Origin of the sequence: Mycolicibacterium litorale (assembly GCF_010731695.1) — a bacterium.
Classification (GTDB): Bacteria; Actinomycetota; Actinomycetes; order Mycobacteriales; family Mycobacteriaceae; genus Mycobacterium; species Mycobacterium litorale.
The window spans coordinates 845923-858453 of sequence record NZ_AP022586.1; the positions used below are offsets into that span (position 1 = coordinate 845923).

The following is a 12531-nucleotide window of genomic DNA, read 5'->3' on the forward strand; positions in this document are numbered from 1 at the left end:
TCGTCTACCTCAAATCCGCTTCGTCGGCACGTAGTGCCCAGGTAGCGAAACGCTCTCCGTGCTCGCGTTGTTTCACGAAGTTGCGAACCACCCGCTCGATGTAGTCCCCGAGTTCGGTGGCGAGCACCTTGTGCTGGCGCAGCTTGCGCCCGAAGCCGCTGTCCAGACCGAGGCTGCCGCCCAGGTGGACCTGGAATCCCTCCTCGGGACCGTTGCCCTCGTCGACCATCTGGCCCTTGAACCCGATGTCGGCGACCTGGATACGGGCGCACGAGTTCGGGCAGCCGTTGATGTTGATCGTCACCGGCACGTCGAGCTGGGCGTTGATGTCCTCGAGACGCTTCTCGAGTTCGGGCACCAGCACCTGGGAACGGCTCCGCGTCTCGGCGAAGCTCAACTTGCAGAACTCGATGCCCGTGCAGGCCATCAGGTTGCGCCGCCAGTGCGACGGCGTCGAGGGCAGGCCCAACGCGTCCAGGCCCGCGCGCAGCTCGTCGAGCTTGTCGTCGGGCACGTCGAGCACGATCAGCTTCTGGTACGGCGTGAAGCGGATGCGGTCGGAGCCGGCGGCCTCGGCGAGGTCGGCCACCTTCTGCAGGATGGTGCCCGAGACGCGGCCGGCGATCGGTGCGACGCCGACGGCGTTGAGGCCGTTCTTGAGCCGTTGCACGCCGACGTGGTCGATCGGCCGGGTCACCGGTTCGGGCGCCGGGCCGTCGATCATCGGACGCTTGAGGTACTCGTTCTCGAGGACCTCGCGGAACCTCTCGACGCCCCAGTCCTTGATCAGGAACTTCAGCCGTGCCTTCGACCGCAGGCGCCGGTAGCCGTAGTCGCGGAAGACGCTGACGACGCCCTCCCAGACGTCGGGCACCTCGTCGAGCGGGACCCAGGCCCCGACGCGCTGGCCCAGCATCGGGTTGGTGGACAGGCCGCCGCCGACCCACAGGTCGAAGCCGGGCCCGTGCTCCGGATGCTCGACGCCGATGAACGCGACGTCGTTGACCTCGTGGACCACGTCCTGCAGACCCGAGATCGCGGTCTTGAACTTGCGCGGCAGATTCGAGTACTCGGGCTTGCCGATGTAGCGCTTGACGATCTCGTTGACCGCCGGCGTGCCGTCGATCACCTCGTCGAGCGACTCTCCGGCCAGCGGGGATCCGAGCACCACGCGGGGGCAGTCGCCGCACGCCTCGGTGGTCTGCAGGCCGACCTCGTCGAGCCGACGCCAGATCTCCGGCATGTTCTTGACGTCGATCCAGTGGTACTGGACGTTCTGCCGGTCGGAGATGTCGGCGGTGTCGCGGGCGAACTCGGTCGAGATCTGGCCCAGCGTGCGCACCGCCGCCGAGGTCAGCGCGCCGCCGTCGCTGCGGACCCGCAGCATGAAGTACTCGTCTTCGAGCATGTCGGTGTTCTCGTCACCGGTCCACGTGCCGTCGAAGCCGGGCTTGCGTTGCGTGTAGAGGCCCCACCAGCGGAACCGGCCGCGCAGATCACCCTTGTCGATGGACTCGAAGCCACCCTGGGCGTAGATGTTCTCGATGCGCTCCCGCACGTTGAGCGGGTTGTCGTCCTTCTTGGACTGTTCGTTGGCGTTGAGCGGCTCGCGGTACCCGAGCGCCCACTGACCTTCGCCGCGGGGACGCTTGACGGGCTTGGCGGGACGAGGCTTGGCCTGGGCCGGAGTCTCGGTCATGGAGGTTGGCTCCTTCTCGGAGCCGGCGTTGGGACCGCGCGCTGTCACCGGTGGGCTGACCGGCGGCGCAGATCCGGCGGCCAGCTGAAGATAGTGGTTGGGCTGGGTCCTAGATCAGGCGCGTCAAGGCAAACAGCGACAGGTACACACACGCTTGAAGTCGACATGCCGGCGTGCCACCAACGCGATGCGAGTGCGAAGGGTCGGGACGACGGTCACGCGGCCATTCTGCCACGGACGGCCGCACATGCCCTAACCGGCCTATATTTGCGCTCGCGGTGAGCAAAACTCCGCGCAGGCCGTCGGAGGCGCGTCTGGGACGATGGCGAGTATGAGCATCCGAACCGCCCCCGTGCGCGCGCCCGGACTGGCCGCCACTCCCGGGCGGCCGTTCGGCCTCTACATCCACGTGCCGTTCTGTGCGACGCGGTGCGGGTACTGCGACTTCAACACCTACACGCCCGCCGAGTCCGGCGGTGCGAACCCCGACGGCTGGCTGGTCGCGATGCGGCGGGAACTCGCGCTGGCCGCCCGCACGCTGGGGTCGGCGCCGCCGGTGCAGACCGTGTTCGTCGGGGGCGGCACGCCGTCGCTGCTGGGCGGTGCGGGTCTGCGCGCGGTGCTCGACGCGGTACGCGACCACTTCGAATTGGCGCCCGGCGCCGAGGTCACCACCGAGGCCAACCCCGAATCGTCGGGACCCGAGCTGTTCGACGCGCTGCGCGACGCCGGCTACACCCGGGTGTCGCTGGGCATGCAGTCGATCGCCCGGCACGTGCTGACGGTGCTCGACCGGCTGCACTCACCGGGGCGCGCGCTGGCCGCCGCCGGGGAGGCGCGGGCTGCCGGATTCGACCACGTCAACCTCGACCTCATCTACGGCACGCCGGGGGAGACCGACGACGATCTGCGCCGGTCGGTCGACGCCGCCGTCGAGGCCGGGGTCGACCACGTCTCGGCTTACGCGCTGGTGGTCGAGGACGGGACGGCGCTGGCCCGCCGGGTGCGGCGCGGTGAGGTCGCCGCACCGGACGACGACGTGCTGGCGGCGCGCTATGAACTGCTCGACGCTCGGCTCGCCGAGGCCGGGCTCGGCTGGTACGAGGTGTCGAACTGGGCGAGGCCCGGCGGCGAGTGCCGGCACAACCTCGGCTACTGGGCGGGCGGTGAATGGTGGGGCGCCGGTCCTGGCGCGCACGGCTTCCTCGGTGAGACCCGGTGGTGGAACGTGAAGCATCCGAACGCCTACGCGGCCGTACTCGCCGAGGGCGAGCTTCCGGTCGCCGACTTCGAGGTTCTCGACGCCGCCGCGCGCCACACCGAGGACGTGATGCTGCGCGTGCGGCTCCGCAGCGGGTTACCGCTGGACATGCTCGCCGCCGACGAACGGGGCCGCGTTCAGGCAGTGGTCGCCGACGGGCTCGCCGTGGTCGTCGGCTCCCGGCTGATCCTCACCGATCGCGGCCGGTTGCTGGCCGACGGTGTGGTGCGCACGCTGCTCGCCGACTAGACCCGGAGGTGGTCGCCCCTGATCGGCCCGGCTGTGTCACTATTGTCCGCATGGCCAGGTACTTAGGCAAGGCTAACCAGACTGTCTGGGCGTCCACAAGGGTTCGTTGAGGTGGCAAACACCGACTCCGCGAACCAGCCTGCGCCCGAACCCGTCGCCATCGTCGGCATCGGCTGCCGGCTGGCCGGCGACATCACCACCCCGGCGGACTTCTGGACCTTCCTCCTCGACGGCGGCAGCCATGTGCGCGAGGTACCCGCCGAGCGCTGGGAGCCCTACCTGCGGCGCGATCCGCGCAACGCCGCGGTGTTGCGCGAGACGACGCCGTGGGGCACCTTCCTCGACGATCTCGCCGGCTTCGACGCCGAGTTCTTCGGCGTCTCACCGCGCGAAGCGGAACTGATGGACCCCCAGCAGCGGCTCGCACTCGAAGTCTCCTGGGAGGCACTGGAACACGCCGGCGTGCCGCCACGCTCACTCGCAGGTGGCGACACCGCCGTGCTGATGGGCGTGAACTCCGACGACTACGGCAAGCTCATCATGGAGGACCTGCCGGGCATCGAGGCGTGGACCGGGATCGGCACCTCGCTGTGCGGCATCGCCAACCGCGTCTCGCATCTCCTCGACCTGCGTGGCCCGAGCGTGGCGCTCGACGCGGCGTGCGCGGCCTCCCTGGTCGCCGTGCACCAGGCGTGTCAACTGCTGCGGGCGGGGGAGACGTCGCTGGCGTTGGCCGGCGGTGTCAGCGCGCTGATCGGACCCGGCCTGACCCGGGTGCTCGACCAGGCCGGCGCCACCGCTCCCGACGGACGCTGCAAGAGTTTCGACGCCGCCGCCGACGGCTACGGGCGCGGCGAGGGCGCCGCGGTCGTGGTGCTCAAACGGCTCGCCGACGCGCTGCGCGACGGCGACCGGGTGATCGCTGTCGTGCGCGGTGGCGCCGTGGCGCAGGACGGCCGCACCGTCGGCATCATGTCGCCCAACGGCGAGGCCCAGGCCGACCTGTTCCGTCACACCTGCGAGATCTCCGGGATCCCGCCCGCCACAGTCGAATTCGTAGAGGCGCACGGGACCGGCACGCCTACCGGTGATCCCGTCGAGCTCAACGCGCTCGCCGCCGTCTACGGCGCCGGCCGCGCCGGTGGCGAGGCCTGCCGCGTGGGATCGGTCAAACCCAACACCGGTCATCTCGAGGGCGGGGCCGGTGTGGTCGGCCTGATCAAGGCGGCGATGGCGCTGCAGCACGAGGTCATCCCGCCGACCGCGGGCGTTCGTGCGCTCACCCCGGCCGTGGACTGGTCGACCAGTGGACTGCGGGTCCCCACCGAGGTCGAGGCCTGGCCGCGCCGTGACGGCAGCCCGCGCCGCGCTGCGGTGTGCAGCTACGGATACGGCGGCACCATCGCCCACGTCCTGCTCGAGGAGGCGCCGCGCCACGTCGCGTCCTCGGCGCCCGACGGATCTGCGCCCACGGTGGTTCCGCTGTCCGCGCGGTCATCGGCGCGGCTGGCCCGCGAGGCCACCGCGCTCGCCGAGTATGTTCGGCGACAGCCTGTTTCGCTGAGCGAGGTCGCCGCGACGCTGTGGACCCGACGGTCACACGAACCGGTCCGGGCCGCTGCGGTGGCGCGCGACAGCGACGAGTTCGTGGCCGCCCTCGATGCGCTCGCCGACGACCGCCGGACACCGTCGGTGGTCACCGGCAGCGTCCTGCCCGGCGCGGCCGACGGTGCGGTGTGGGTGTTCTCCGGTCACGGCTCGCACTGGTCCGGTATGGGGCGCGAATTGCTCGACGGCGAACCGGCCTTCGCCGCCGTCATCGACGCGGTGGAACCGGTGTTCGCCGCCGAACTCGGATTCTCCCCGCGGGCCGCACTGCGCACCGGTGAGCTCGGCGGCACCGACCGCGTGCAGGCACTGACGTTCGCGATGCAGGTCGGATTGGCCGCGGTGTTGCGCGAGCGCGGGGTACGCCCGGCCGCCGTGATCGGCCACTCCGTCGGCGAGGTCGCCGCCAACGTGGTGGCCGGCGTCTTCGACCTGACCCACGGCGCCGCCGTGGCCTGCTACCGCGCGCGTGGCTTCCGCGCGGTCGCGGGCGCTGGCGCGATGGCCCTGGTCCGGCTGCCGTTCACCGAGGCCGAACGGCGCCTCGGTGACCGTGCCGATGTGGTGGCGGCGATCAGCGCGTCACCGGAGTCGACGGTCATCTCGGGAACCGTCGCCGCGGTCGAGGAGATGTCGGCGCGGTGGGCCGACGAGGGGCTGATGGTGCGCCGGGTGAACACCGACGTGGCGTTCCACAGCCCCGCCATGGACACGCTGACCGCTGAACTCGCCCGTCTCACCGCGGAATTGGCACCGTCACGGCCCGCCGCGGTGCCGCTCTACAGCACCGCACTGCCCGATCCGCGATCGACCGCCCCGCGTGATCCGGACTACTGGGTGGCCAACCTGCGCGGCCGGGTGCGCTTCGCCGAGGCCGTCACCGCCGCCGCCGAGGACGGCCACCGGTTGTTCCTCGAGGTGTCCGCACACCCCGTGGTGGCGCACTCCGTTGCGGAGACGTTGAGTCATCTCGGGATTCGCGACCACGCGGTGGTGCCCGTGCTGCGCCGTGAGCAGCCGGAGCGACCCGCCGTCGCCGCCGCCGTCGGCTCGCTGTACTGCCACGGCGCACCGGTCGAGCCGGGGGTTACCGCTGAAACGCCCTGGGCGACAGATCTTCCCGGCACCCAGTGGATGCACCGGCGGCATTGGCGCACACCCACCGCGCCGCCGGGCGGCCGCGGGGTGCACGAACCCGACACCCACACGCTGCTCGGCGGTCTGATGGAGGTGACCGGCGCCGTGCCCGCCCGGGTGTGGCAGACACGCCTGGACTTCTCGACGCGCCCCTATCCCGGCGACCACCCGGTGCAGGGCACCGAGATCGTGCCCGCGGCGGTGCTGCTCAACACGTTCCTCACCGCCGCCGGAACCGATCTGGCCGACGTGCGGCTGCGCACGCCGGTGCCGCCCGGCCGGGCCAGGGACATCCAGGTGGTCTCCCAGGATCGTTCGCTCGCCCTGGCGTCCCGGCTCGTCGACGACGACGAGGCCGGCGCGGCCGACCAGGGCGCCGGCTGGCTGACGCACTGCACGGCGCTGGCCGCGCCCGGCGACGACGTGGTGCTGACCGTCCTCGACGAGGACGAGATCCGTTCACGCTGCACCGAGGCACTGCCGCCGACTTTCGTCGTCGACACACTCGCGACGCTCGGGGTGGCGGCCATGGGGTTCGGCTGGCAGGTGCTCGAACTGCACCGTGGTGACGGCGAACTCTTCGCACGGGTCGCGGCCGACGCCGACGGTTCGACACCGGCGACGTGGGCGGGACTGCTCGACGCGGCGACATCGGCGGCGTCCACGATCTTCGACGGCCCGCCGCGGCTGCGGATGCCCGCCCGGATCGAACACGTACACGTCCACGACAAACCGCCCGCGGTCGCGCTGTTGCACGTGCGACGCCGCTCCGCCGGCACCGTCACCGACGTCGTGCTCGCCGAGGAGTCCGGCGCGATCTCCGTGTCGCTGACGGGTATGGCGTTCGAGGAACTCGAGAACCCCAGCGGCCGCGACACCGTCCGCCTGCTTCACCATGTGGCGTGGCACCCGGTCGACTGGCCGGACACCGCGCCGCCGAGCGACGTGACCGTGGTCGGCGGCGACGAGGCGACCGTCGCGTTCGTCACCCGGGACCTGGCCGAAGCGGGCGTTGCGCACCGAACCGTGCCCAACGCAACGGAACTGGGCGACCTGACGGCCGGATCGGTAGTGCTCCTGCTGCCCCGCACCGACGAGGCGCCGCAAGCCTGCGCCGAATTCGTGCTGCGCACACTTCAGCACCTCGACGCGTCCGCACGCCGGGCCCGCCTGTGGGTGCTCACCTCTGAAGTGCACGAGGGGATCAACCCCGCCCACGCGCCGCTGTGGGGGATGGCCCGGGTGGCCGCCGCGGAACACCCGCAGCTGTGGGGCGGTGTGCTCGACGTGGCCGGTGACCGGTTACCGGTGCGGGCGCTGAGCGCACTGGCCGGACACGGTGTGGTGGTGGTGCGCGACGGGGTCGCGTATGCCGCGCGGCTCGCGCACGCCGGCGCCGGTGAGGCCGCACCGATGCAGTGCTCGCCGGGCGGTACCTACCTGATCACCGGCGGCACCGGCGTCCTGGGACTGCGGTTGGCGCAGCGCCTGGCCGATCTCGGCGCACGGCGGCTGGTGCTGGTGTCGCGGTCGGGGATTCCCGACCGCAGCGACTGGCCGGCGCACGCCGACCGCGAGGCCGTCGCCGTGGTGTCCGCACTCGAACAGCGCGGCGTCTCGGTGCGGGTGGCCGCCGTCGACGTCGGGGCACCCGGGGCCGTGACGGCGCTGCGGTCCGCCCTCGCGGATCTACCGCCTGTGCGTGGCGTCATCCACGCGGCCGGTGTGGAAGCCGGTGCGCTGCTTGCCAATACGACACCGGAGGATATCGGCGCGGCGATGCGGCCCAAGGTGGACGGCATGGCGGCGCTGCACGAGCTCTTCGCGCCGGGCGAGTTGGACTGGATGGTGCTGTTCTCGTCGTGCGGTTACCTCGCCGGCTTCCCGGGCCAAGGCGCGTACGCGTGCGGCAACGCCTACCTCGACGCGTTCGCCCGCCACCGCCGCCGCCTCGGCGACCGGACCACCAGCGTGGCGTGGACGGCGTGGCGCGGTATGGGCATGGGGTCGGCCTCCGGCTTCGTCGCCGCTCAACTCGACGCGCTCGGCATGGGCACCGTCGGGGTCGACGACGCGATGCGGGCGCTGGACTCGGCGCTGCGCGACGACGACGCCAACGTGGTGGTGCTACCGGTGCTGCCCGCCGCGGCGGCGGTGCCGATCCTCGCCGACGTCGCGCCCACCAGTGAGGAGGATGCCGCCGTGGGCCCCGTCGTCGAGGACCGTGGCGACATGGACGTCGCGGAGTGGTCGGCGCAGCAGGTGCTCACCGCGGTCGCGGCCGAACTCGGCTGCGCCACCGAGGATGTCGACCCCCGCCTGCCACTGGTGGAGATCGGCGTCGACTCGATCATGACCGTCGCGCTGCGGCGGCAGCTGGAGAAGCAGACCGGGCTGACCCTGCCGCCGACGCTGCTGTGGGAGTACCCCACGGCGGCGGCGGTATCGGAGCGGATCGCCGAACTGCTTATAGCCGAGGACGATTCGGCCGCTTAGTTGCTGGTGCGGTGGCGACGATCTGCGGTGCTCAAGCCGCCCGATTTTGCGGGGGTGCGGGGCCCCCGGGTTCACCGGCGTTGTCGGCAAATCGGGTCGGCGAGCCCGGCTCCACGGGCCGCGTCTCGTCGACGTCGGCCAGTGACGTGGTGGCGTCCGCCGTGCGTAGGGTCTCGCCGGTCTCGTCTGCCACCGGTGCAGCGGTCCCCTCCCTTTCGCCGATGTCGGCTTCGTCAGCCGGTTCCGCCGATGCACCGTGCACGTCGGGATCGTCGGGTGGGGCGAGGAGGCGTTCGGGTTGGTGGTAGTAGTTCAGCCGGGCTTGGCCGGTCTCCAGCCGTGGTGGGGGGATCCATTCCACCTCGTGCTGGTCGTTCATGCGGGTGGTCCACCCGTTGTCCTGGTCGACGTTGCGGTTGTCGGGCCCGCAGGCCAGGCCGAGTTCGTCGACGTTGGTGTTGCCGCCGTCAGCCCAGTCGGTGTCCACGTGATGGGCTTGGCATCCGTAGGCGCCGATGGTGCAGCCAGGTTTGGTGCATCCGCCGTCGCGCGCGATCAGCATGATGCGCTGCGCCGGGGAGGCGATTCGTTTGGCGCGGAACAGGTCGAGGGCTGATCCGGTCGCGCGGTCGAACACCGCGAGGTAGTGGTTGGCGTGGCCGGCCATCCGGATCACGTCGGCGATCGGCACGACGGTGCCGCCACCGGTGGTGCCGACCCCGGCGCGCGACTCGAGGTCTTGCAGGGTGGTGCGGATGATGACCGAGACCGGCAACCCGTTGAGGTGTCCGAGTTCGCCGCTCATCAGGGCGATGCGCCCGATCGCGAGCATCGCGTCGTGTTGACGCTGGGCCAGGGTGCGGTGGTCGTTGTCGATCTGAGCCTGTGACGGTGTGCCCGAGGTGCAGGGTTGGGGATCGTCGGGATTGCACATCCCTGGTGCGGCGTATTTGGCGAAGATCGCCTCCCATACCGCCCATGCTTCCGGAGTCAGACTTGCGCTCAGATCGACCATGCCGTCATCGCGCTGTTTGTGCTTGGTGACCCCGCGCTTGCGGGCGCGTTCGGTGTCATCGGGCTCGGGGCCGTCCTGGTCGAGCAGGAACAGCGTGAGGTCGGCCGCGTCCTTGAGTTCCTTCGGACCGACACCGACCGCGGTGCGGACCAGGGTGACCTCGAACTGCTCGCGGGTGGCGGTGTCCACCCATCCCCGGAGCTTGTCGACGGCCTTGCGGATGACCTCGACGTGCTCACCGTTGATCAGTCCCAGCGACTGTGCTGTCGCCGTCGCGGGCAGCAACGGTGGCAGCGAGGGACCGGTCAACGCTTGACGCGGCGCCAACAACGCCGCTTCGGTGAGTCGTCGGTTGGCCTCAGTGCCCGAGATCCGCCAGCGGACCATCAGCACCTCTTTCCAGGATTTGGCGCCCATCTGCTGCGGCGTCGCCTCGGATTGCAGGCGGGCCAGCAGGCGGTGGCTCATCGTGGGCAGCCGGCACCACAGGGTTTCGAGATCATCCAGCGCGGCAACGAGGTCGGGGCGGGTCAGCAAGTCGACATCACAGGCGGCCACCGCCTCGAAGGCGGCACGCAGCGCGGTCACCGCGGCCTGGAGGTCGTTGCCCGACATACTTCGAACATACATTCGACCACCGACAAACTGACCGCTGCGGGTTAGCGGCAGCTGAGGACCCGATCCGACAGGCGGAACGGACATGCGCATCACGCTGGTGGACCCGAAGATTCCTTGACCACGTCGATGCGCTCGGTTGCGTCGCGGACCCAGCACGAACCCTATGTGTGCCCTGGCTTTCGGAGCCGATCCTCACCGCGACCGACGCCGCCCAGGACACCATTGCGGGCATCGCGGGATACATCACCGCAGCGAATCGGTCTCGGTGGCCACGCTGGTCGTGTCGGCAGCGCTCAGTCCGCTCGAATGCGCGGTGTTCGTGTCGACGTAGGTGTTCGCTTCTGGCCGAGCGGCATCGGGAATGCGCCGACATCGCATTACGCCTCGGTGTCAGACCCATCCCCCAGACTTCGGCACATGGGCAAGAGCAACCGCGAGAAGCGGATGGCCAAACAGAGGCGCCGGCGCCGGTCGGCCGCTCAGCATGAGCATCGCCGGTCGAACTCCGAACCGAACCCGTCCGATTCGGAGCGGGGCCGGGCACAGATTCTCGAGAACCTGATCATCGCCTTGAGCGCGGCCGCGGTCGGTTCCGCTCCGTGGCGCGTTGCTGAGCTCCTGGAGCAGCATCGCGGCTTCGAGCGTGAACTCGACATCGCTGCCGACCTTGTCGTGCAGGAAGCGATCGATGCGGCGTGGCAGAACGGGTGGTCGCCGACGGACCTGCACGAGGTGGCGCGCCGCAGGGTCAACGCAGCCGCCGTGAGGTACCTCGACGAGGCGATCGTGTTGGAGTCGCAGCGGTACTCTGCACCGACGCTGCACCCGCGCTGGCGTGCTGAACTCGCCGCGATCACGACACGAACCGCGCCGACCGCACCGCAGATGTGGCGTTGGGCCGCTAGGAATTCCGTCGACGAGCGTGCGGTGGTGACGGTGGTCCTCGAGGTGTTACACCTGTTGGTCACGATCCCGCCCCTCCAGCGGGTGCTTCCATTGCCCGGAGAGCACCGCCACGTGTCCGGCGCGGGGACGGAGGTCGACGAGAAGATGCTCGCCCGCGTCCGCGCCCTGCTGGCCAAGGCCGAGGCCACTGAGTATCCGGACGAAGCAGAGGCGCTCTCATCCAAGGCGCAGGCGCTCATGGTGCGTCATTCGTTGAAGGAGGCGGTCGCCGATCACGGCAAGGGGCGCGCGTCAGTCGCCGCGGCGCGCAGGATCTGGGTAGACAATCCCTATGTGGCGGCCAAGGTCGCCCTGGTACAGGCTGTCGCACAGGCCAATCGGTGCCGCGCCGTCTGGATCAAGAACCTGGGGTGCGTCGTCGCCGTCGGTTCGGAGACTGACCTGGACATGTTCGATTTGCTCACCACTTCGCTGCTGGTGCAGGCCAACCGGGCGATACTCGTTGCCGGACGCCTCCACGGCGTCCGGGGGCAGACGCGCACCAAGTCGTTCCGGCTGGCCTTCCTCGTCGCCTACGCAGCTCGCATCGGTGAGCGGCTCGCCGCCGCCAGTTCGTCGGCCACCGCCGAAATGCAGCGGGACGAACGGCTGCTGCCCGTGCTGGCGGCCCGCACCCGCGCGGCGGACGAGGCCTTCGCCCGCCTGTTTCCGACGGCTGTGGGAACCCCGCTGGTGGCCTACGACCCCGTCGGCACGGACGCCGGGCGCGCGGCGGCGGACACGGCCGTGCTGTACGTCCGCGATGCGATCGCGAGTTAGGTGCCAGCGAAACAAAGGGTGAGGTGATGACGTCCCACGAACCGAATGCCGTCCCAGTCCTCACACGCGTCCATGTCAGGCATCGTGTCGACACGACATCAGCCGTCGATGTGCACAGGTGGTTCGGCGAAGTTCGGATCCGCGGGCGGCCGGCCGAGGCTCATCGGTTGGCAATGCTTGACAGGCGCAAGATAAGAGGAGGCGCCGCGGGGCACCCACTGCGCGACCACCAGGCAGCGTTCCCACGTGCCGTCCGGCTGGACGGGCCCATCGCATCTGCCGAGGGTAGGGCCGCCATACAGACAGCCGGCCGCGGCCTGGGGGGCCGCGGTGAGCAACCCCACGGCCATCACCGTCGCCGCCAACACTCCGACGATGCAGCGCTTCATGGTGGTCTCCCGCCAGCCGATGGAACGACGCTACCTCCTGTATCGGGCGATCGGCGGGTCTTTGCCCGATGAGTACCGCCGTCCGGCGCAGTCCGTCTGGTGTGGGCAGACTCACCCATGGCTTCAACGTTTCGGTAGACGGATACATCGCCGACGCCCAAGGCAACATCGACTGGTCCGTTCCGAGCGAGGAACTGCACCAGCACTGTAACGACTTCGAGCCGCCGACCGAGACCCTGACGCCACCCCGTTCATCGTCGACTTCGCTCGTGGCCGGCGCGACGCCGGCCGGGCCGATCGTGCAGGCTGGGGCTGATCGCTCCTTCCCGGGTGG

The 12531-nt window shown here is 70.4% G+C and carries 7 protein-coding genes and 1 pseudogene; 4 read left to right on the top strand and 4 right to left on the bottom strand.

Translation table 11 applies throughout. The annotated features are described in order from the left end of the window. Window positions 1-4: 4 nt before the first annotated feature. Window positions 5-1699, bottom strand: a complete 1695-nt coding sequence (locus tag G6N30_RS04015) for a nitrite/sulfite reductase (RefSeq protein ID WP_134060210.1) — start codon at window positions 1697-1699, stop codon at window positions 5-7. 123 nt (window positions 1700-1822) lie between these two features. After that, window positions 1823-1948: an Ms4527A family Cys-rich leader peptide gene (locus tag G6N30_RS27425; protein WP_407664697.1), complete on the bottom strand. Its 126-nt coding sequence runs from the start codon at window positions 1946-1948 to the stop codon at window positions 1823-1825. 82 nt (window positions 1949-2030) lie between these two features. On the opposite strand from G6N30_RS27425, the gene hemW reads away from it, so the two are divergent. Both hemW and G6N30_RS04025 read left to right on the top strand, forming a co-directional pair. Next, on the top strand, window positions 2031-3209 hold the full coding sequence (gene hemW / locus G6N30_RS04020) for a radical SAM family heme chaperone HemW (RefSeq protein ID WP_134060212.1): 1179 nt from the start codon (window positions 2031-2033) through the stop codon (window positions 3207-3209). A gap of 111 nt (window positions 3210-3320) precedes the next feature. Beyond that, window positions 3321-8450, top strand: a complete 5130-nt coding sequence (locus G6N30_RS04025) for a type I polyketide synthase (protein ID WP_134060214.1) — start codon at window positions 3321-3323, stop codon at window positions 8448-8450. 31 nt (window positions 8451-8481) lie between these two features. Here G6N30_RS04025 and G6N30_RS04030 read toward each other — a convergent pair whose 3' ends face one another. Next, entirely contained in the window at window positions 8482-10095 is a 1614-nt protein-coding gene (locus G6N30_RS04030; protein WP_163687395.1) for an HNH endonuclease signature motif containing protein, read from the bottom strand. Between the two features lie 405 nt (window positions 10096-10500). Here G6N30_RS04030 and G6N30_RS04035 point away from each other — a divergent pair, with 405 nt between their 5' ends. Further along, window positions 10501-11808, top strand: coding sequence for a DUF2786 domain-containing protein (locus G6N30_RS04035; RefSeq protein ID WP_134060218.1), 1308 nt, complete (start codon window positions 10501-10503; stop codon window positions 11806-11808). A gap of 98 nt (window positions 11809-11906) precedes the next feature. Here the strand turns inward: G6N30_RS04035 and G6N30_RS04040 are convergent, their stop codons facing one another. Next, window positions 11907-12197 carry a CDGP domain-containing protein gene (locus G6N30_RS04040; protein WP_134060220.1) on the bottom strand — a complete coding sequence of 97 codons (291 nt, stop codon included), beginning with the start codon at window positions 12195-12197 and terminating at the stop codon, window positions 11907-11909. Between the two features lie 101 nt (window positions 12198-12298). Here G6N30_RS04040 and G6N30_RS04045 point away from each other — a divergent pair. Continuing rightward, window positions 12299-12480 (top strand): annotated as a pseudogene (locus G6N30_RS04045) (dihydrofolate reductase family protein); the annotation flags it as partial. Window positions 12481-12531 lie beyond the last annotated feature (51 nt).